Origin of the sequence: Frankia sp. Cppng1_Ct_nod (assembly GCF_920656135.1) — a bacterium.
GTDB classification, from domain to species: Bacteria; Actinomycetota; Actinomycetes; order Frankiales; family Frankiaceae; genus Protofrankia; species Protofrankia meridionalis.
On the sequence record NZ_CAKKTK010000025.1, the window covers coordinates 18,844 to 40,093 of the forward strand.

The 21,250-nt window shown below is 69.6% G+C and carries 19 protein-coding genes; 13 read left to right on the plus strand and 6 right to left on the minus strand.

Features of this window, described 5'->3' with window-relative positions; translation table 11 throughout:
* Positions 1-151 precede the first annotated feature (151 nt).
* The 13 genes from pcaH (at position 152) to NBW77_RS09820 (ending at position 14,544) form a co-directional block, all read left to right on the plus strand.
* Complete coding sequence (pcaH, locus tag NBW77_RS09760) at positions 152-1,018, plus strand: protocatechuate 3,4-dioxygenase subunit beta (protein ID WP_165485980.1); 867 nt, start codon at positions 152-154, stop codon at positions 1,016-1,018.
* A 20-nt stretch (positions 1,019-1,038) separates the two neighbouring features.
* Positions 1,039-1,620: a protocatechuate 3,4-dioxygenase subunit alpha gene (gene pcaG / locus NBW77_RS09765; RefSeq protein WP_250279606.1), complete on the plus strand. Its 582-nt coding sequence runs from the start codon at positions 1,039-1,041 to the stop codon at positions 1,618-1,620.
* On the plus strand, positions 1,607-3,088 hold the full coding sequence (gene pcaB / locus NBW77_RS09770; protein WP_131746240.1) for a 3-carboxy-cis,cis-muconate cycloisomerase: 1,482 nt from the start codon (positions 1,607-1,609) through the stop codon (positions 3,086-3,088). Before pcaG ends, pcaB begins: the two co-directional genes overlap by 14 nt.
* A complete protein-coding gene (gene pcaDC, locus NBW77_RS09775; RefSeq protein WP_250279607.1) occupies positions 3,085-4,317 on the plus strand; it encodes a bifunctional 3-oxoadipate enol-lactonase/4-carboxymuconolactone decarboxylase PcaDC in 1,233 nt (410 codons plus the stop codon). The genes pcaB and pcaDC overlap by 4 nt, the downstream gene beginning before the upstream one ends.
* 11 nt (positions 4,318-4,328) lie before the next feature.
* A complete protein-coding gene (locus NBW77_RS09780; protein ID WP_250279608.1) occupies positions 4,329-5,534 on the plus strand; it encodes a 4-hydroxybenzoate 3-monooxygenase in 1,206 nt (401 codons plus the stop codon).
* Positions 5,535-5,650: 116 nt separating this feature from the next.
* Entirely contained in the window at positions 5,651-6,409 is a 759-nt protein-coding gene (locus NBW77_RS09785; protein WP_250279609.1) for a CoA transferase subunit A, read from the plus strand.
* Complete coding sequence (locus NBW77_RS09790) at positions 6,406-7,041, plus strand: CoA transferase subunit B (RefSeq protein WP_131746239.1); 636 nt, start codon at positions 6,406-6,408, stop codon at positions 7,039-7,041. The genes NBW77_RS09785 and NBW77_RS09790 overlap by 4 nt, the downstream gene beginning before the upstream one ends.
* 241 nt (positions 7,042-7,282) lie before the next feature.
* The gene (locus NBW77_RS09795; protein WP_131746238.1) at positions 7,283-9,586 is read left to right on the plus strand and encodes a HelD family protein; all 2,304 of its coding nucleotides are present in this window, start codon (positions 7,283-7,285) and stop codon (positions 9,584-9,586) included.
* A 50-nt stretch (positions 9,587-9,636) separates the two neighbouring features.
* A complete protein-coding gene (locus NBW77_RS09800) occupies positions 9,637-9,885 on the plus strand; it encodes a DUF4190 domain-containing protein (RefSeq protein WP_131746237.1) in 249 nt (82 codons plus the stop codon).
* 184 nt (positions 9,886-10,069) lie between these two features.
* Positions 10,070-10,492, plus strand: a complete 423-nt coding sequence (locus NBW77_RS09805) for a pyridoxamine 5'-phosphate oxidase family protein (protein WP_242605729.1) — start codon at positions 10,070-10,072, stop codon at positions 10,490-10,492.
* 341 nt (positions 10,493-10,833) lie between these two features.
* Complete coding sequence (locus NBW77_RS09810; RefSeq protein WP_131746235.1) at positions 10,834-11,211, plus strand: response regulator; 378 nt, start codon at positions 10,834-10,836, stop codon at positions 11,209-11,211.
* 73 nt (positions 11,212-11,284) lie between these two features.
* Positions 11,285-12,208 carry a proteasome assembly chaperone family protein gene (locus NBW77_RS09815; RefSeq protein ID WP_131746234.1) on the plus strand — a complete coding sequence of 308 codons (924 nt, stop codon included), beginning with the start codon at positions 11,285-11,287 and terminating at the stop codon, positions 12,206-12,208.
* Positions 12,209-12,645: 437 nt separating this feature from the next.
* The gene (locus tag NBW77_RS09820; RefSeq protein WP_242605728.1) at positions 12,646-14,544 is read left to right on the plus strand and encodes a serine/threonine-protein kinase; all 1,899 of its coding nucleotides are present in this window, start codon (positions 12,646-12,648) and stop codon (positions 14,542-14,544) included.
* Between the two features lie 12 nt (positions 14,545-14,556).
* Here NBW77_RS09820 and NBW77_RS09825 read toward each other — a convergent pair whose 3' ends face one another.
* The 6 genes from NBW77_RS09825 to NBW77_RS09850 all read right to left on the minus strand — a co-directional run bounded on the left by NBW77_RS09825 (position 14,557) and on the right by NBW77_RS09850 (position 21,145).
* Positions 14,557-15,084: a shikimate kinase gene (locus tag NBW77_RS09825; RefSeq protein ID WP_131746233.1), complete on the minus strand. Its 528-nt coding sequence runs from the start codon at positions 15,082-15,084 to the stop codon at positions 14,557-14,559.
* The gene (locus NBW77_RS09830; RefSeq protein ID WP_131746232.1) at positions 15,071-16,147 is read right to left on the minus strand and encodes a D-2-hydroxyacid dehydrogenase; all 1,077 of its coding nucleotides are present in this window, start codon (positions 16,145-16,147) and stop codon (positions 15,071-15,073) included. The genes NBW77_RS09825 and NBW77_RS09830 overlap by 14 nt, the downstream gene beginning before the upstream one ends.
* Positions 16,144-17,178: a zinc-dependent alcohol dehydrogenase gene (locus NBW77_RS09835; RefSeq protein WP_131746231.1), complete on the minus strand. Its 1,035-nt coding sequence runs from the start codon at positions 17,176-17,178 to the stop codon at positions 16,144-16,146. The genes NBW77_RS09830 and NBW77_RS09835 overlap by 4 nt, the downstream gene beginning before the upstream one ends.
* 61 nt (positions 17,179-17,239) lie before the next feature.
* Positions 17,240-18,397 (minus strand): substrate-binding domain-containing protein, encoded by a 1,158-nt coding sequence (locus NBW77_RS09840; protein WP_207386928.1) that lies wholly within the window; start codon positions 18,395-18,397, stop codon positions 17,240-17,242.
* 10 nt (positions 18,398-18,407) lie between these two features.
* Positions 18,408-19,586, minus strand: coding sequence for an ABC transporter permease (locus NBW77_RS09845; RefSeq protein ID WP_131746229.1), 1,179 nt, complete (start codon positions 19,584-19,586; stop codon positions 18,408-18,410).
* Entirely contained in the window at positions 19,586-21,145 is a 1,560-nt protein-coding gene (locus tag NBW77_RS09850; protein WP_250279610.1) for a sugar ABC transporter ATP-binding protein, read from the minus strand. Before NBW77_RS09850 ends, NBW77_RS09845 begins: the two co-directional genes overlap by 1 nt.
* Positions 21,146-21,250: the final 105 nt, after the last annotated feature.

The window sequence follows — 21,250 nt, forward strand, 5'->3', positions numbered from 1 at the left end:
CGGCGGGCTTCCTTCCCGGGTTGTCGGGGGCGTTCACGGTTCCCTGGACCGTGGGACGGCACTGTTGACACAGCCTGCGCGCGGACGCACACTGCTGCACAAATGCGAACTTAAGTTCACTAGGCGAACAACGTAAAGGAACGCCATCGCCATGGCAGCAGCGAGCGACATCGCGAACGGGCCGGACACGTCCGACACCGACACCGACACCGACCCGGATCCCACCGCGCGCCGGCCAGGAGGCTCGGATGCCGCGGAAGCGACCCAGCTGGAGATCTTCCGGGAGATCCAGGCGTTCCACGCAGACGCCGCGAAGCGCCGGGCCGACGGCACGCCCGCCTCGTCAGACCCGGAGCTGGACTTCCCCCCGTACCGCAGCAGCGTCCTGCGTCATCCTCACCGTCCTGCGGTCACCGCACCGGAGGCGTTCGTCGAACTGGCCGGCCCGGTCTTCGGGGATGCCGACGTGTCCGAGCTGGACGCCGACCTGACCCACCAGCACATCGGTGAACCTCTCGGCGAGCGGATCATCGTTACCGGCCGGGTCCTCGACCGTGCCGGGCGTCCTGTCCGCGGCCAGTTGGTGGAGATCTGGCAGGCGAACGCGGCGGGCCGGTACGCCCACCGGCGCGACCGGCATCCCGCTCCGCTGGACCCCAACTTCACCGGCGCAGGCCGCTGCCTCACCGACTCCGAAGGCCGCTACCGGTTCGTCACGATCAAGCCGGGTGCCTATCCGTGGCGCAACCACCGCAACGCCTGGCGGCCGGCACACATCCACTTCTCGTTCTTCGGTACCGCGTTCACCCAGCGGCTCGTCACCCAGATGTACTTTCCCCGAGATCCATTGTTCCCGCTCGACCCGATCTACAATTCGATCACTGACGAGGACGCCCGCGGGCGCCTGGTCGCCGCATACGACCATGACCGCACCACCGCCGAATGGGCCCTCGGGTACAACTGGGACGTCGTCCTGGACGGCCCGGCCGCCACCCGGCTCGAGCAGGACCAGCATTGAACCCCGCGGAGAACACCGGTGTGCCGGCAACGCCCGGGACCGCGCTCCAGGCCGCGAACGGGCGCCAGGCCACGCCGGGGCAGACCATCGGCCCCTTCTTCGGCTATGCCCTGCCGTTCGCGCACGGCGGCGACATGGCGCCGACGGGCCACCCGGACACGATCACCATCCACGGTGCCGTCCACGACGGTGCCGGGCAGCCGGTGCCCGATGCCCTCCTGGAGTTCTGGCAGGCCGGCCACGACGGCTCCCTCACCGGGAACCCCGGATCGCTGCACCGCGACGGGCACACCTTCACCGGTTTCGGCCGCGTTCCCACCGGCCCGGACGGACACTGGGTGCTGCGCACGCTACCGCCGGCCGTCCCCGCAGGGGCGCCCCACATCGCCGTCGCGGTCTTCGCCCGGGGCCTCCTGCACCGCCTTTTCACCCGGATCTACCTACCGGGCAATGCCCGGGCGAACGCCGCCGACCCGCTCCTGCGCGGCCTTGACCCGGCGCGGCGCGCAACGCTCGTCGCCCACGCAGAGTCCGACCGGGTCTTCCGGTTCGACGTCCGGCTACAGGGCGACGGGGAGACGGTCTTCCTTGAACACCGCTGACGCGGCGGACGTCGGTCTGCTCTCACCGGGCCGGGCCGGCACCGCCGTCGAGCAGGCCACCGGTGACACCGCGTGGCTACAGGCCATGCTCGACGCGGAGGCCGCGCTGAGCCGCGCGCAGGCGAGCCTCGGTTTCATCCCGCCGTCCGCAGCAGCCACGGTTGGTTCCTGCGCTGATGCCGACGCCTATGACGTCCGTGGCATTGCGCTACGCGCCCGCGCCGGGGGCAACCCGGTGATCCCGCTCGTCGCGGACCTCACGGCGGCCGTCGCCGCCCGCGACCCGCACGCGGCCGAGTACGTCCACCAAGGTGCGACCAGCCAGGACATCCTGGACACGGCCGCCATGCTGGTCTCCAGTCGCGCCCTGGGTATGATCACAACCGATCTGGACCGCGCCGCCGTGGCACTCCGCCGGCTCGCGGCCGAACACCGCGACACGCCCCTGCCCGGTCGGACCCTCACCCAGCACGCCGTCCCGACGACCTTCGGTCTGAAGGCGGCCGGCTGGCACCAGCTCGTCCTGGATGCCCGGTCCCGGCTCGGCACGCTGCTCGGCCAGCTGCCCGCCCAACTGGGTGGGGCCGCCGGGACACTTGCCGCCTTCGACGCCTACGCCAACGCCAACGCCAACACCTGTATGGATACGGCCGGGGTCGCCGTGACGACACCCGGCATCGCGCTTCTGGCCGAGTTCGCGCGCGAACTCGGCCTCGCCGAACCCCTCCTGCCCTGGCACACGCTGCGTACCCCGATCGCGGACCTCGGCGCGGCTCTCGCCTTCACCGCCGGCGCACTCGGGAAGATCGCCGCAGATGTACTCCTGGCGACGCGAACCGAGACCGGGGAGCTCGCCGAATCCGTCGGCGGCGGCTCCTCGGCCATGCCGCACAAGAGCAACCCGGTACGTTCCACCCTCATCGCCGCCGCGGCACGCCACGTCGGACCGCTCGCCACCGTACTGATCGGCTCCCTGGTCTCCGAGGACGAAAGGCCCGCCGGTACCTGGCATGCCGAATGGCAGATCCTGCGGGAGGCCCTGCGCCTCGTCGGAGGTGCCGCCGAGGGTACCGCCGACCTCACCGAAGGGCTGCGGGTCGACGCCAGGCGGATGCGCGCCCATCTCGACCTGACCGGAGGCCTGGTGGTGTCCGAACGGTTGTCCATCGCGCTGACCCGCCTGCTCGGCCGGGCCGAGGCAAGACGGGTCAGTGAGGACGCGGCCCGGCGCAGCGTGCGTGAGGGACGCGGGCTGGGTGATGTCCTCGCCGCGGACCCAGCACTCAGAAAGCACCTCGACGCCGCCGAGATCGCCGCGCTCCTCGACCCGACCACCTACACAGGGTCCGCTGCGGCACTGGTCGACCGGGCCCTGAGCGTGCTCGCGGAAGCGGACGCCCGCAGTGACAGCACCGATGACCGTCACAGCGGCCGCGACACCCGGCCGCGGACCCGGGGGGACGCGTGAGCAGCGCCATCCGCCTGCACCACCGCGTCGACGGCCCGGTGTCCGGGTCGCCGCTGCTGCTCGGCCCGTCGCTTGGCACCACCCTGCACGTCTGGGACGAACTGGTCGGGAGACTCGCCCGCCACCACCGGGTGCTGCGTTTCGACCTGCCGGGTCACGGTGGCACCGCCGCCGACGTGGCCGGGGCTGAAACCGGGGCCGGGGCCGGCGTTGCGGATCTCGCCGAACTCGTCCTGGAACTGGCCGACGTGTACGGCTACTCCAAGTTCGCGTATGCGGGGGTCTCGCTCGGTGGTGCGGTCGGAGCCCACCTCGGCGTCCACCGGGCAGAGCGGCTCAGCGCGCTGGCCCTGGTCTGCTCGTCCGCGCGTTTCGGGGAACCGGACGGCTGGCGTGACCGCGCCGCCGTCGTCCGCGAGCAGGGCACGGCCGCGCTGGTGGGACCCGCAGCCGCACGCTGGTTCACCCCCGCTTTCGCCGATCGGGCCCCGGACCGGGTCCGCGGCCTTCTCGCCGAACTCACCGCTGTGGACCCGGCCGGCTACGCCGCCTGCTGCGACGCGCTGGCCGGCTACGACCTGCGGGCGGACCTCGGTCGCATCACCGTGCCGACCCTTGTCGTCGCCGGGCGGGACGACCTGGCGACCCCGCCCGCGCACGCGCGCGAACTCGCCGACGGCATCCCGGACGCCACCCTGGTGGAGATCGCCCATGCGGCGCACCTCGCCGGCGTCGAACAGCCGGCTGCGGTCGGGCGGGCACTGGCCGCCCACTTCGGCCGGCCAGTGCCGGCCGACGACGCCGATCGGCACACGGCCGGGATGACGGTCCGCCGGGCGGTCCTCGGCGACGCCCATGTGGATCGGGCCCAGGCCGCGACGACCAGCCTGACCGCCGACTTCCAGGACCTCATCACCCGGTACGCCTGGGGCGAGATCTGGACCCGGCCGGGCCTGGACCGGCGTGCCCGCAGCTGCGTCACCCTCACCGCGCTGGTGGCCGGGGGACATCACACCGAGCTCGCCATGCACGTACGCGCGGCCGTCCGCAACGGCCTTACCAGGGACGAGATCAAAGAGGTTCTGCTGCAGACCGCCATCTACTGCGGGGTGCCGGCGGCGAACTCCGCCTTCGAGGTCGCCAACCGCACACTCGCCGACCTCGACCTCGACCTCGACCCCGGAGCCACCACCGGCACCACCGGCACCACCCGCCACCCGCTCGGCTGAGGGAGACAACAGTGCAGACCCGCGTTGGGATTATCGGTGCCGGTCCCGCCGGCCTTTTGCTCTCCCATCTCCTTCACCTCGAAGGCATCGACTCGGTTGTCCTGGAAAGCCGCAGCCGCGACCGCGTCGAGCAGCGCCAGCGTGCCGGAATCCTCGAGCAGGGGACCGTCGACGTACTGCGCGCAAGCGGCGTCGGCGACCGGATGGACCGCCAGGGGCTCGTCCACGAGGGCATCGAACTGCGCTTCGACCGGGAGTGCCACCGTATCGACTTCCCGTCCCTGACCGGGGGACGCGCCGTGATGGTCTACGCGCAGACCGAGGTCGTGAAGGACCTGATCGCCCGCCGGCTGGCCGATGGCGGGCATGTCCTGTTCGAGGCCGAGGCCACCGCGGTGGAGGGCATCTCGGCGGACGGCACGTCAGCGGACAAGATGGACGGCGGGCGTCCCACCATCACCTTCCGCCATGGCGACGCCGAGCACACGCTGCGCTGCGACGTCGTGGTCGCATGTGACGGCTTCCACGGGATGGGGCGTCGATGCGTCCCCGCCGGCACGCTGCACACCTGGACCCGGACCTACCCGTTCGCCTGGCTCGGCATCCTCGCCGACGTGCCACCGTCCTGCGACGAGCTGATCTATGCCCGGCACGAGCGGGGCTTCGCCCTGCACAGCATGCGCTCCCCCACTGTCAGCCGGCTCTACCTGCAGGTCACCCCTGACGCCGACCTCGCCGACTGGTCGGACGAACGGATCTGGGACGAGCTCGAAGCCCGCTTCGCGGTCCACTCCGACTGGAACCTCGAACGTGGGCCGATCACCGAGAAGGGCATCACCCCGATGCGCAGCTTCGTCGCGGAACCGATGCGCCATGGGCGGCTCTTCCTCGCCGGCGACGCCGCCCACATCGTGCCGCCTACCGGAGCAAAGGGCCTGAACCTCGCCGTCGCCGACGTGACGCTGCTGGCCCGAGCCCTCACCCGGTGGTTCGCAGACGGGGACCACGCGGCCGTGGACGCCTACTCGCAGACGGCGCTGCGCCGGGTCTGGCGGGCGGAGCACTTCTCCTATCTCATGACCACGATGCTGCATCCCGACCCGGAAGCCGGCGACTTCGAGTGCCGCCTACAGCTCGCGAACCTGCGTTACACCGTCGCCTCGACCGCCGCGGCCACTGTTGTCGCCGAGAACTACGTCGGGGCCGCCTCCGCCTGACAACCATCCGACAACAGCCCGACAACAGCCCGACAACAGGCCCTCCGGTCCGCTGCCCTACCGAACCAATCGCCCGTCCGAACTCGCTCCCTCCCACGAAAGGGGATCCGCACGCCATGGACAAGGTTGTGGCCTCCGCCGCCGATGCGGTGGCTGACATAACCGACGGTGCTTCGCTCGCCGTCGGCGGATTCGGGCTGTGCGGCGTGCCCACCGTCCTCATCGATGCTCTCGACCGGCACGGAGCCACCGACCTGTCCGTGGTCTCCAACAACTGCGGCGTGGACGGTGGCGGCCTCGGCATCCTGCTCGCGCAGGGGCGGATCGTGTGCGTCACCGGGTCCTACGTGGGCGAGAACAAGGAGTTCGCCCGCCAGTACCTGGCCGGTGAGCTGGAGGTCGAACTCATCCCCCAGGGCACCCTGGCCGAGCGGTTGCGCGCCGGCGGCTGCGGCATCCCGGCCTTCTACACCCCGGCAGGGGTCGGTACCCAGGTCGCGGACGGCGGCATGCCGCGCCGCTACCGCTCCGACGGCACAGTGGCACTCACCTCGCCGGCCAAGGAGGTCAGGACCTTCGCCGGTCGCGAGTACGTCCTCGAGGAAGGCATCGTCACCGACTTCGCCCTGGTCCGCGCCGCGCGGGGGGACCGCCACGGCAACCTCGTGTTCTCCCGGGCGGCCCGTAACTTCAACCCGCTCGCCGCCATGGCCGGACGGATCACCCTCGCCGAGGTCGAACATCTCGTGGAGCCAGGCGAGCTCGACCCGGACGAGGTGCACCTGCCGGGCATCTTCGTACAGCGCGTCGTCGCGCTCACCGACGAGCAGTCCGTCACCAAAGGGATCGAGAAAAGGACGGTACGTGCCCGATGAGCTGGACCCGCGAGCAGATGGCCGCCCGCGCCGCCGCCGAACTGACCGACGGCCAGTACGTGAACCTCGGCATCGGGCTGCCGACACTCGTGCCCAACCACCTGCCCGGCGGGGTGGGCGTCGTCATGCAGTCCGAGAACGGGCTGCTCGGCGTCGGCCCGTACCCGTTCGACGACGAGGTGGACCCCGACCTCATCAACGCCGGCAAGGAAACCGTCACCCTGCTGTCCGGGGCGAGCACCTTCGACTCGTCACTGTCCTTCGGCATGATCCGCGGCGGGCATGTCGACGTCGCGATCCTCGGCGCGATGCAGGTGTCCGCAACCGGTGACCTGGCCAACTGGATGATCCCAGGGAAGATGGTCAAGGGGATGGGCGGTGCGATGGACCTCATCCACGGTGCCCGCCGTGTCCTCGTCCTCATGGAGCACACCGCCCGGGACGGCTCACCGAAGATCCTGCCCGCGTGCACCCTCCCGCTCACCGGGAAGGCCTGCGTCCACCGGATCATCACCGACCTTGCCGTCCTCGACGTCACCGCGGACGGTCTGACCCTCGTCGAGACCGCGCCCGGTGTGACCGTGCCCGACGTCCTGACCAACACCGCCGCCGAGGTCGCCGTCGCCGGTTGAGGTCGCCGCCGCCGGCCGGAATTGTCCTGCCCGCGGGTGGGCCTCGCCACTGGTCCGCGCGTCCGACCCGCTCCGCCACGTAGGCTCGATGTCCCACTCACGACTGCGGATGTTGGCGAGTGGAGCCGTTACCACCCGAAACCGGAGCACCGCATACATCCTCGCGCGGCCCGCACCGGAGTTCGTCACCGAAGCAGGTGGTAACCGGAGTAGTGCGTGACCGAGCATGGAGGGACCGCAAGTGCCGACGACGTACGAGCAGGAACTCACATCCGAGCAGACATACGTCGACACCCTGTACAACCGGTTGGACGAGCTGCGTGACCGGATCCGCGGGCAGCTGCGCGCCGTCCTGTTGGACTCGGGTACCGGCACGCCGCAGTCCCGGGTGGAGCGAGATGCCTTCGCCACCGCGTACTCCGACCGGATCGGCCAGCTCGACGCGGCGGAGGGACGGCTGTGTTTCGGCGCCATGGACCACACCGACCACCGACGCGTCTACATCGGGCGGATCGGACTGTCCGACGACGAACACGATCCGATACTGATCGACTGGCGTGCCCCGGTGGCCACCGCCTTCTACCGGGCGACCCTCGCGGATCCGCACGGCCTGGTCCGGCGCCGTCACCTGCGGACCAAGGGACGGGAGGTCAGAGGGTTCACCGACGACGTCCTCGACCCCGCGGGCGCCTCGGACGGTCCGGTGGTCGCCTCGAGCAGTGACGCGCCGCTGTTGGAGGCCCTGTCCGCGCCCCGCTCCGGCCACATGCACGACATCGTCGCGACCCTGCAGGCCGAACAGGACAGGGTGATCCGTGCCGACGCCACGTCCGTCCTGGTCGTCGACGGCGGGCCCGGTACCGGGAAGACCGCGGTAGCCCTGCACCGGGCCGCCTACCTGCTCTACACCGACCGGGAGCGGCTCGCCCGGTCGGGGGTGCTGGTGATCGGCCCGAGTCCGGTGTTCCTGCGTTACATCGAACAGGTGCTGCCGTCCCTCGGGGAGACCGGGGTCGTCTTCGCGACCCCGGGCCGGTTGTTCCCCGGTGTCGACGCCGTCGCCGGGGAGGACGACCGGGTCGTCGCGCTCAAGGGCGACCTGCGGATGGCGAGACTCGTGGCCGCGGCGGTGAAGGACCGGCAGGAGGTTCCCCCCAACGGGGTGGACGTCCCCTACGACGGCGCGGTCCTGTGCCTGGAGCGCCGCACGGTCGAGAACGCCCGCGCCCGGGCGCGGCGTAGCCGCCGACCGCACAACGCAGCCCGGCGGGTCTTCGTCCGTGAACTGGTGACGGCGCTGACCAGACAGGTGATCGGGCACCTTGCCGGTGGCCTGCTCGACGACGACGAAACCGACGAGATCGCGGGGTATCTGCGCGCCGACCCGGATGTGCGGGCGGTCATCGACGCGATGTGGCCGCAGCTGACCCCGCAGGGCCTGCTCGCCGAGCTGTTCGCCACGCCCGCCCGGCTTGCCGCCGCCGGTACGGCGGTCCGGTTGACCAACGCCGAGCGGCACCTGCTGCATCGGCCGGCGGGCTCCCCGTGGACACCGGCCGACGTGCCGCTGCTCGACGAGGCCGCCGAACTGCTGGGCGATCCTGACGACGAGTCCGCCGAGTTGGCGGCGTGGGAGGCCGAGCAGGAGCGGCGCGCCGAACGGGAGTACGCCCGCGAGGTCCTCGACGGGCTGGGCCTGTCGGAGATGGTCGACGCGGACATGATGGCCGAACGTTGGTCCGGATCGCGACGGCGGCGCAGCGCTGTCGAGCACGCAGGTGGCGACCGGTCATGGACCTTCGGTCATCTCATTGTCGACGAGGCCCAGGAGGTGTCGCCGATGCTGTGGCGCCTGCTGTGGCGGCGCTGCCCGATGCGGTCGGCGACCCTGGTGGGTGATCTCGCGCAGGCCGCGAATCCGGCGGCGGCGCGTTCCTGGGCTGATGCGCTGACCCCGCATATCGGGAACAGATGGCGGGTGGAACGACTCAGCGTGAGCTACCGGACCCCATCCGAGATCATGGATGTTGCGGCTGACGTGCTCGCCGCGCAGGACCCGGACGCCGAGCCGCCACGGTCCGTCCGCGCCACCGGCCGGCTCCCGGTAGCGGTGCGCGTCGACGGGAGTGTCGACGCGGTCGTCCGCAGGGCTGCCGACACGGCGTTGCAGGCGGCCGAGGACGTCGGTGAGGGAAAGGTCGCGGTGATCTGCTCGGAGGGCCTGCGCGAGCGGGTCCGCGCGGCGCTGGCGGCCGTGCCGGGATACCCCGCATCGGGATATCCGACGACGGCAGACACCGCGACGGACGCGGCGGACCTGCTGGCCGCCCCGATCGCGGTGCTCACCGTCGCCGAGTCCAAGGGCCTGGAGTTCGACGCGGTCATCCTGGCCGAGCCGGGCGCCATCCTCGGCAGTTCCCGGCGTGGGCTCGCCGACCTGTACGTGGCGATGACCAGGGCCACCCAGACCCTGACCGTCGTCCACTGCGGGGAGCTGCCGACGGTGTTGCACCGGCTGGGGGACCGACCGGCGATGACAACATAGCCCGTTCGTCACAACGTGTACTCGGATGCGGGTGCGGGAACAGACCGGACATGAACTACGGACCCACCAGGACCCCTACGGCCCGCCGGGACGGCACCATCAGTCTGGCCTCCGGAGTCGTCGGCCTGTTCATTCTCCCGATCCTGCTCGGCATCGTCGCGATCGTCTTCGGGATGCGTGGACGGCGCGGCGGAGGCGGCGGCAGGGCGACCGCCGGGTTCGTTCTCGGCGTCATCGACGTCGCACTGTGGATCATCGGCCTGGCCGCCTGGCATTCGCACCTGTACTCCCGGTACTGATCCGGGTCCGATATCGATCCGGCGCCGTGACACCAACCGAAAACGATTCCCCGCCCGGCTCCGTCGCCGTTCGACCCGATTTCCGTCCGCACCCGACCGTCCGATACGGGGACCATCTTCTCTGGCCGTTGCGTGTCGCCGTTATTACGGTGGGCAATAAGAATTTCGACTCGGCGAGGTGATGATGAGCATTTCACCCACAGTGGACCATGCGGGTCTCTCGGTGCTGACCTTCGAAGAGTGCCTGACACTGCTGCGGACAACACCGGTCGGTCGGATTGCCTTTGCCTCGGACGGCGAGGTGGAGATCCTGCCGGTGAACTACACGGTGGACGGAACCATTGTGGCCTTTCGCACGGCGGACGGTTCGAAGTTGATGGCGGCGCTGTCCAACGCTGCGGTCGCGTTCGAGATCGACGGGTACCACGCCGGTTCGCGCCAGGGCTGGAGCGTGGTGGTGAAGGGAACCTGTGACCTGGTGAGCGACCCGTGGCTGGCCCGGTTGGAGGCAACGAGCCTGGAGCCCTGGGCGGACACCATCGCCCGCGAGCGGTGGGTGGGCATCCGCGCGCACTCGATTACCGGACGCCGCATCACCGCCCCCTGAACAGGCGCACGGATCGTGGACCTCGCCGCTGCCGACGGCACAGCTCCGGACAGCTATGCCGTTCGCACGCCCACCGGCTCATTCCGGCCGGAAGAACGGACGAATGCGGCGAGAACCACGAGCAGAAGCAGGCCTTCGACCACGAGGCTCACGACACCGAGAGGTTCGCCCCAGGTACCTTTGTCATCGGTGTAGTCGGTGTAGTCGGTGTAGTCGGGCAGGCCCGGTCCACGGGACAGGATGTAGCCGACAAGTGGGCCGAGACCGACACCAGCGGCGAGCAGTCATCCCACCCGGTCGGGTCGGACCAGCAGAAGACGTGAGCCCGGCACGGTGGAGAGGTGACCGCCGTACCGCTCATCGAGGACGATCCCTCGATCGCCGAGCCGTTGATCCGGTCGCTGTGCCGCGAGGGGTACGAGGTGGACGTCGCCACCGATGGTCCGGGCGGGCTCGAGACCGGGCTGACCGGCCGTCACGACATCGCGATCGTCGACGTCGGCCTGCCGTTCATGAACGGCCTCGAGGTGTGCCGGCGACTCCGGGAGAGATTCCCGGCGTTGCAGATACTGCTGCTGACCGCCCGCTCCCTGGTCGAGGCCGACGGGGGCCGGATCACACTGACCTCACACCGGCCGGCCGTGTTCGCCATCGGCGTGCCCTCGGTGCAAGGTGGTGAGTACCGTTCCTGGCAGCATGGAGGTGACGGCACGCGGTAGGAATGGATCGATGTCGACGCGGCTTCCTCTTCGGTGAAGCCACTTGACAGACCCTGCAAGGAGGTCTCCACCAGTGCTCGACCCGCATGAACTGTACGAGGTCGTCGAGGACCTGCCCGAACTGGGCCGGCCCGTGATGGTGGAGGCCCTCACCGGCGTCGTGGACGCGGGAGGCGCCGTACGCCTTGCCAGCGACCACCTGCTGACCGCTCTCGACCACCGCCTCATCGCGACCTTCGACGTGGACCGGCTACTCGACTACCGGTCCCGCCGGCCCACTATGACATTCCTCCGGGACCGCTGGGAGCACTACGACGAGCCGGTACTCGGGCTGCACATGGTGAACGACAACGCCGGCACACCGTTCCTGCTGCTGGCCGGTCTGGAGCCGGACCTGCTGTGGAAGCGGTTCACCGCCGCCGTGCGTGCCCTCGTCGGGCAGCTGGGCGTTCAGTTGACGGTGGGCCTCAACGCGATCCCGATGGCCGTCCCGCACACCCGCCCGTGTGGCATCACCGCTCACGCCACCAGGCAGGACCTGATCGTCGGCTACGAACCGTGGTTGCAACGGGTGCAGGTCCCGGGCAGCGCCGGCCATCTCCTGGAATACGAGCTGGGACGGGCCGGCCAGGACGCGATGGGCTTCGCCGCCCACGTCCCGCACTATCTGTCCCAGACCGACTACCCCGCCGCCACCGAGGCACTCCTCACGTCGCTGTCACGGGCGACCGGCCTGCTGCTTCCGCTGGACGGGCTGCGATCCGCGGCGGCGGTCGTCCGTGAGAACGTCGACCGCCAGCTGGCACAGGGCGGTGATGCCGCGGTGCTCGTCGGAGCGCTGGAGGAACAGTACGACGCGTACGTGCGCGGCAGGGAGGGCACGAGCCTTCCGACAGCCACCACCGGGCCGCTGCCGACAGCCGACGAGCTCGGTGCAGCCCTCGAGCGGTTTCTCGCCGAGCAGACCGAGCCCGGCGGACCGCCGACCACCTCCTGACCCGTTCTCTTCCTTACCCTTCCCCGATGTCGTCGTGAGGGCGTCCGCTTCTCATGAAAGTGTCCGCTCGCCGTAGATGTCGGTCTGTCCGGCGGCGTTGATCGAGGACTTGGCCGGCGGCAGGAACCCGAGCTGGACGATCTGACGTGGGGCGAAGGCGTCGAGGCACCCTCACCCCGCCGGGCGCGGGCACGGTCTCGCCAGAGGCGAGAGGATGTTGTTGCTCACGGTAGCCTCCAGTGCGTTGCGGGAGCGGTCGGGCTCGGTCGTCTCCCGCGAAACGTTCCAGCTACAGGCGCAGGTAAACCGCAACCGTCATGCCGATGACCGCTACCGCCCTTGGCCCGGGGAACGGATCAGGTGTAGCGTTTTGTCCGTATAGCCGGATGCGAGGATGCGGTCGGCAGGCCGCGGGTGGGGCGGGTCGAGCGATATCAATGCACGACCACAGCCGCGCAAGCATCGAGATGATCGACGGATACGGACCGCTGGAACCGATTGGGCACGGGGGCTTCAGCACCGTCTACCTGGCACATCAGAAAATCTTCGATCGCCAGGTCGCACTGAAGATCATACATGCCGACCTTCGTGATGCCGACGCGCAACGCCGTTTCCTGCGGGAGTGTCGGGCCACCGGACGACTGACCGGTCATCCGAACATCATCACTGTTTTCGCCGCCGGGACCACCCGTGACCGGCGGCCCTACATCGCCATGGAGTACCTGCCGGGCGGGTCACTCGCCGGCCGCGTCAGGGAATCCGGCCCGCTCGGCGTGAGCGAAGCGTTGAAAGCCGCCACGGAGATTGCCGACGCGCTGGCCGTCGCGCACCGACACGGCGTCCTCCACCGTGACCTCAAACCGGCGAACATTCTTGTTCGTGAGCCCATGACCGCCGTGCTCAGCGATTTCGGTATCGCCGCTCTGGATGCCGGAGCGGACGGTCTGACCGTCTCCGCGGCGTTCACCGCCGGGTATGCCGCTCCCGAGGTGATGCGCGGTGACAACCACAGCGTCGCGTCCGACATCTTCGCATTCGGCGCCACCCTGTTCGCGTTGCTGACCGGCAACCGACCCTTTCCCGGCCGGGTTCCGGCGCAGGTGCTGCAACAGGTCCTCGACGGCCCGGTGCCGGTCATTAACCGCGACGACGTGCCGGAAGACCTCGCCCTGCTCGTCCAGCGGATGTTGGCCGTCGAACCGGCGCGGCGTCCAAAGACCGCCACGGACGTCCTCGGTGAACTCGTCGCACTCAAACGGTCGCCGGGTCGCGGGGCCCCGAGTCGGCCACCCACGGTCATCACGACCCATATCGCCATGCCGATGCAGCCGGCACCCGTCCAGGCTGCAACCGAAAAGCCGGAAAAGCCTGCTGTAACACCGGAAGAACCGACCCGGCATCCCGTTGAGGAACCTGCCCGACCCGATGCCGCGTTTTCCGCCGGCACCGAAGATTCCGCCGCTGCACGGAACCCGGACGCAGCATCCTCCGCCGAGGGGCCGGACGACGGCCGGCCGGCCAGGCGGACAGGCTCCCGTCGCCGGCGGTGGGCGCTCCTGTTCGTCCCGGTGGGATGCGTCGCGGTCGCAGGCGGTCTACTTGCCCTTCTCGGTGTACGTGGCCTGCCGTTCCTCACGCCGGGCACAGCGGTCGTCGCGGCCCCGGCATCGACCGGGTCCGGACCCGGGCATGCGGCGGCGGCTGCGGCAGCAGCAGCAGCAGCAGCAAATCCGGACGCGCTCCGGTCGCCGACGCCGTCCTCCTTCGACACGATGTCCGCCGCACCGACGGCACCGGTCGCCGCGGGGATGGCGAGCCCGATGCCCGAGGCTGGTGGGGTGGCCGGTCCGGCCCCCGCGGGTACCGGTGTCCCATCCCGCTCGTCCCAGACGTCTTCTCCCGCATCCCCCGTGCCGTCCTCGTCCCCCGGGGCCGCCTCCCCGCAACCGGCTTCCGTCGACAGTTGCTCGGCGCGCAGTGAGGCGACCACCGACTACGCCGGACGGCGCTTCTCGACCCGCTACTACTGCGGTACCTATGTGGGTTCGGCCGTCTACGCGAACGTCCGGTCCAATCAGACGTCGGAGGCACTCGACGACAGTGGATACATGAACGCAGCCAAGAGCGTGTGGGTGATGTGCCAGTACCAGGGCCGCTCGAACCCCGTTATCCAGGGCAACACCAACACCTGGTGGCTTTACACCCAGGCCGACGACTCACGGTCCAACACCCATGGATACGGCTCCGCCTGGGGGTACCTGCCGGCGACCGCGGTGTCCCAGGGCGGGCAGAACGAAGCCGTTCCCGGCGTGCCCACCTGCTCGTCCTACTTCTGATGATCCGAGGATTCACTCCTCCGCCACGAGCCGCGCCGCCAGCTCAGCCGCGATCTCCTCCGAGTCACGTCCGTCGGTGTCAACCACATGATCGACACTGCGAAAGGCGCGGTCACGGGCGGCGAACATCGACTCAAGCAAGGGCAGCGGATCGTCCGCCAGCCACGGCCGGCCCTCCCCGCCTCCCACCCGCTGGGCCAGGGTCGCCGGAGTTGCGCGAAGGTAGACGACCCGTCCAGCCGCGACCATGAGCGCCATGTCGTCGGCACGGTCCGCGACACTCGCGGCAACACCGGCGACGAACGGTCCTGATATGTCGAACAACGCCCGGAGCTGACGGGACTCCTGTTCGTGCAGAGCCTGGCGCCCGGCGGTGGCCAGTTCCTGCAGGCTGGCGCGGGCCTGTTGTTCGAGCAGCACATCATTGTCCAGGTACTTGCAGCCCAGCAGGGCTGCCAGCGCGATACCCACCGTGGACTTGCCCGCCCCCATGAGCCCGACGAGAAAGACCCGTTTCGGCCGGGGCTCAGTAGCCGACATGAGCGTTGACCACGTTGCGTAGCCTCCCGCCGGCAAACCATCGCTCGAGATTCTCAGCGAACAGTTGCACGATCCGATCGTCCTCATCAACGGTCAGCGCGGCCGTGTGCGGGCTGATGATGACATTCGGACGCCGCCACAGCGGCGACGCGGAAGGCAACGGCTCGGGGTCGGTGACGTCGAGCACGGCCCCGCGTAGCCGGCCCGCGTCCAGGGCTGCGACCAGCGCCGCGGCGTCGACCACGCTGCCGCGCCCGACATTGACGACAACCGCGTGCGACGGCAGCATGGCGAGCCGTTTCCCGTCGAACAGACCCTCGGTCTCGGGAGTTCCGGGTAACGCCGCCACGACGGCGTCGCATGTTCGCAGAACGTCGTCAAGCTCGTCCATGCCGACCACCCGTTCGACTCCGGGTATCTCGGGGCCGTCAAGCATGTCACCGGCCGACGGCCGCCGCCGCAGACCGGTGACCCGGGCACCGAATGCGGCACACAGTCGGGCCGTCTCACGCCCTATCCCGCCAAGGCCGGCTACCAGGACGTGGCTGCGGGCAAGCTGGCGCATGGGCCAGCGCGGTGGCCACCGCGCCTGGTCCCTGGCCTCCAACAACCGGTCGACGTCCTTGGCGAAAGCAAGCAGCCCGAACATCGCGAACTCGGCGAGCGGCCGGGCATGCACCCCCGCGGCGGAGGTGACCGTGAGCAGACGCGCAACGTCGGCCGGCAGATCGGCACGGCGCAGTTGCTCCCCCGTGCCGGCCGCGGTGCCCTGCACCCACTTCAGGCGGGCAGCGGTGGCGACCAAGGCCCGCAGTCCGTCGGGCGAGTCCCCCGGGATACCGAACGCCACTTCGGTTTCGGCCAGCAGCTTCTGCCACCGCTGCTCGGCCTGGGTTGGGCGCCGCCATGCCGGGTCACCGGTGTGATCGGCGGGGAAACGCTGCGGTGGCAACAGCGCCGGCTCGTAGCGCACCTCGGCCGCGCCACCAGCACGCCGGACAGCCATCGCGATCGCCTCTGTCGGGTCGAGCGACAGCGGAGCGCAGATCGTCACCACGGTCACTGTGCCCGCCCCGGGACAATGACAGCTTTGATCACACGGCGGGCGGCGACGTCGTCGAAGGCCTCGGACCAGTCCGCGAGCGGATAGCTCCGAACAAGCGGCGACGGGTCATACCCGGCCGCCATCAGCCGCAGCGCCCGGTCCCAGGTCGAGTACTCGCTCGACATGCTGAAATGGATCGACAGCGACCTGGTCATCGCCTCAGCGAGCCCTGCCTGATCGACCCCCTGCCCACCGATGCCGAGACAGACGATGCGGCCGAGGGACCGGCAGACGCGGATCGCCGTGTCCAGAGCGGCGGCGGCACCGGATGTCTCGATCACCGCGTCGACCCCGAGCCCTCCGGTGGCCGCAAGGATCGTCGTGACAGCGTCGACGCGATCGCTCACGACCGTGGTGAAGCCGAACCGCTCGGCGGCGGCGATCCGGTGCGCGCTCGAGGAACGACCCACCACAAAGACCTCTGCCGCGCCGGCATGCCGGGCCAGCAACGCCGAGACAAGGCCGATCGGCCCGGGCCCGACCACGGCGACCCGCTCGCCGGCACGCAGATCGAGCCGGTCGATGCCGGTGAGGCAGATCGCGCTCGGCTCGGTCGTCACCGCGGCGAGGTCGGCAACACTGTCGGGTACCCGGTGCAGGAGCGCCGCCGGCAGCGCCACCCTGTCGGCGAAGGCCCCGTCGATTCCCCAGCCGGGCGAACGCTTGTGCGAGCACAGATGGATCGCTCCACGCCGGCACACGTCGCAACGTCCGCAGGCGAGGGTGTGCTGTTCGCACACGACACGGTCCCCGACCGCGAAGCCTTCGACATCCTCGCCAAGCCGCGCGATCCGTCCTACGTATTCGTGTCCGAGCACAACCGGCGGCCAGTTCTTGTGCTCGTCGTGGAGGATGTGCAGATCCGTGCCGCACAGTCCGCAGGCGATGACCTCGACGACGACCCAGCCTGGTGCTGGCCGAGGGTCCGGCCAGTCATCGACCAGACCGACATGTCCCGTCCCGGGCGCGGTCTTGACCAGTGCCCTCATCGGACGCTCCCGAGGCGTGACGGAACTGGCATGCTCAGCGGAGCCACCGGAAAAATCACCGTTACTTCCCCCAGACTGCCTGGTAGGCCTCGCGGTAGCCCCTGGGGTCCCATGAGGATGTGTCACCGACGTTCTCGGTGGTGGTCAGGTGGACCGGTGCGACGAAACCGCTGGCTTTCTGGCCGGCAAAGGCCCGGTTGAGTTCATCGACGATCTGCCAGCCCTGGGCACCGAGCGGTTCGGGCACCGTGGCCGACTGGTGCTGCTTGTCGCGGATGCGCTGGAAGGCCGACGGGTCGCCGTCACCCGCTCCGATGTTGAACGGCGCGGCGTCGCCCTTCTTGCCACCGGAACGCAGCGCGGCGGCGGCGTCGGCGAAGTAGAGGTCGTTGATGGCGTCGGAATAGGTCCACTGGTCACCGAACCGTGACAGCAACGACGACACCTGTTGCGGCGTACGGCTGCTCGCGTCCGAGATCGGGATGTTCTCGTAGGACAGCAGCTTGACCGTCGAGCAGGTCGCAAGCTCGGACTTGATGAGTTGGGACTTGTTCTCGGCGAACGGGATGGAGGAGTCAGTGAAGATCACCACACCCGCGTTGCCGTTCGACCGGGCGATGATCCAGTCTGCGCTGATCTTCGCAACGTCCTCGACCCAGGTGGTGACGTTCGAGAAGAGCTTGGGGCTTTCACTCGGGCCAGGCTTGGCCACGGCATGCCAGCCGACAAGCGGGATCCCTGCGTCGTTTGCCTGCGCGACCTGCTGCGCGGTCGCGTTCGGGTCGAATCCGCCGAGGACGATACCGCTCGGCTTGAGCGCGACCGCCTGGCTGAACGCGGCCTGGATGCCGGCGGGGGTGCCCTGACCGTCGATCACTCGGACGTTCCAGCCGATCGTCTGCGCGGCATCCTGAACGCCCTTGGCTGCACCGGCCACACCGGGGTTGGTCATCGTCTGCGCGACATAGACGACCGTCCTTCCCGCCACCGCCTTCGGCCCGGTGATGGGCCCGGTCCAGGGCGCATTGACATCCTGGGCCTGTTGCACGGCCTGCTTGGCAGTGGCAAGCGCGGCGGGGCATCCACTGGCTGCCGGGGAACTGGATGAGACGGGGCTGCTCGACGAGGTGGACGAACCCCGCGAACAACCGGCCAAGGTCGCCGCGGCCACCGATAACAGCACCGCTACGTACGCTCCGCGGTTCCTGATGACAGACACGGTGGCTCCTTCAGGCTGAATGGTGGGAGTGGTCGGCGGGTGCGGCACCGAGAAGGGGTGTTTGGGCTCCGGCCGGTGAAATCGGGGCCGCATCGACGGCGGTCCGCCCGGACGCTTCGGGTGACGAGGGTGGCGACGCAGGCCCTCCGGTCACGCCTGCGGACATCGACTGACGGGTGGCGGCGGCCCCGGCGCGTAGCCGGCGGCGCGCCGAGTAGCCCGCGAGACCGACCGCGACGATCAGGGTCAGGCCGTTGAACAGCGGGGTGACCCAGAACTGCGCACCGAGCTGGCCGATACCGGACAGCCCGATCGCGAGGATCGCGACCGCGACGACGGTGCCGAGCGCGTTGGCACGGCCGGGTTTGATCGCGGTCGACCCGAGCAGTGCCCCGACGAACGCGGGCAGCAGGTAGTCCAGGCCAACGCTGGGGTTACCGATCTGCTGCTGCGCGGCGAGCAGTACTCCGGCGAAGCCGCTGACCATGCCCGAGCCGACGAAGGCGTAGATGACGTAGCGGCGGGTCGGGATGCCGACGAGGTCGGCTGCGCGAGCGTTGGATCCGATGACATAGAGGTACCGACCCAACGGCAGGCGTTCGAGCAGCAGCCACAGGAGGATCGCGAGTACGACGACGTAGGTCGCCGAGACCGGCAGGCCGAGGAACTTCGAGTCGTAGATGTCGGTAAACGACGCCGGCAGGCCGTCCGGACCGGGGATGACACGCGCTCCGTGGGTGATCCAACCGGTGATCGCGTACAGCACGCTGCCCGTGCCGAGGGTTGCGATGAACGAGTCGATCTGCGCGAATTCGACGAGCATGCCGTTGGCCACCCCGACGAGCGCGCCGCCCAGGATGACGACGAGCGCGGCGACCGGCCACGGCCAGCCGTTGTGGACGATGAGCTGCATAGTCAGGACGTGGGCGAGTCCGAGACCGTAGCCGATCGAGAGATCGAACTTGGCGGTGACGACGGGGATCATCGCGCCGAGCGCGAGGATCGCGGGAATCGACTGGTTGGACAGGATGGACGTGATGTTCGTCAGCGTCGGGAAGGTGTCCGGCAGCACCAGAGCAAAGATCAGGAAAAGCAGCGCCGTCAACCCGAGCAGGCCGTAGTTGCCTGCTAAGTGGCCGCCATGCCGGCCTACCGAGGGCTCCCGCGACGGCCGCGACGCGGCGCCCATCACGCCCCCACCGTCTCGGTCACGACGGGAGCACCCGATGCGGTGCGGGTAAGTTCGGTGACGGAAATAGCGTCTCCGGTCAACTCCGCTGTTACAGCACCGCGGACGAACACCAGGGCCCGATGGCACACGTTGGCCACCTCTTCGAAGTCGGTGGAGATGAGCAGGACAGCGAGCCCGGCGGCGAGCGCGTCGTCGAGCAGGCGGTAGATCTCGGCCTTGGCGCCCACGTCGACCCCGGCCGTCGGTTCCTCGAGAATCACCAGCCGCCGGTGCACTCCGAGCCAACGGCCGATCATGATCTTTTGCTGGTTCCCGCCCGACAGCGTCGCGATCGTGGCTTCGCTGTCGGGCGGCCGCACGGCGAAGCGCTCCACGAGTTTCTCGGCCATGATCCGCTCGCTGTGGGGGCGGACCCATCGCAGCGGCGGGATGCCCCGCGCCCGGGGGTTGGCCAGCAGGTTCTCGCGGATGGTCAGGTCAAGGGCACAGCCCTCCTCCTGCCGGTTGCTGGTCACAAAACCCACCCCGGCATCGACCGCGGCGGCGACCGTACGCGGACGGTAAGGCCGGCCGTCGAGACTGATCCGGCCGGCCCGGACAGTGCCCGCGCCGGCCAGGGCACGCCCGAGGTCCATGTGACCGGCGCCGGTGAGACCGACCATGCCGAGAACCTCACCTGGGTGCAGGTTGAGGCTGACCGGCCCACAAGCGTCGGTGTACACCTGCTCAAGGGCAAGCACCGGGGCACCGCCTGCGGCGGCGGTGCCGGCGCGGTAGCTCACGGGTTCGTGGCCCACGATGTCGCGGACCAGCCGCGCAGCGGTGTACTCGGCGAGCCGGCCGCGGGCCACCAGGTGCCCGTCCCGCAGCACCACGACGGTGTCGGCGACCTCGTAGACCTCGTCAAGGCGGTGACTCACGTAGACGATCCCGTGGCCCCGGTCACGCAGTACGCGAAGCACTGAGAACAGCCTGGCGCAGTCGGCCGCGGGCAGGCTCGCAGTCGGCTCGTCAAGTACGAGGACCGCGGCCTGCGCCGACAGCGCCCGGGCGATGGCGACGAGGGAGCGGTCCGCGCGGGTGAGATCGCCGACACGCGCATCGGGGTCCAGGTGGTCGGCGACCACCTTCAACGCCTCGGTGCAGCGCCTGCGCAGGTTCCGCCAGGAGATGAGGCCACCCCGACGCGGGTAGCCGGCACCGAGCGCGATGTTCTCCGCGACCGTCATCCACTCCACCAGCCCGAGGTCCTGGTGGATGAAGGACATGCTGCGCGTCGCGGCCTCGCTGCCCAGCGGATGGCCCGCTACGCTCACCTCACCCCGGTCGGCCTGGTAGACGCGGGCAAGAATTTTGATCAGCGTCGACTTGCCTGCGCCGTTCTGGCCGAGGAGCGCAAGGATGCTGCCCCCGTGCAGATCGAGGTCGACGTCGGCGAGCGCGAGGGTTCCACCGAACCGCTTACGCAGACCCCGTACCCAGACAAGGGGCACCGGTTCACCGTCCGTCGCCGGGCGAAGGGAGTCCGAGACAGCATTGGGGAAAGCGTTGTACACAGACCCCTCCGAAAAATGGTCATCAGCCCGCAGACCAACTACCGCGAGCCCGTGCAGCATGCTGGACGCAAAACAGCATGCTGGTCAAGTGCTGATGACACATTT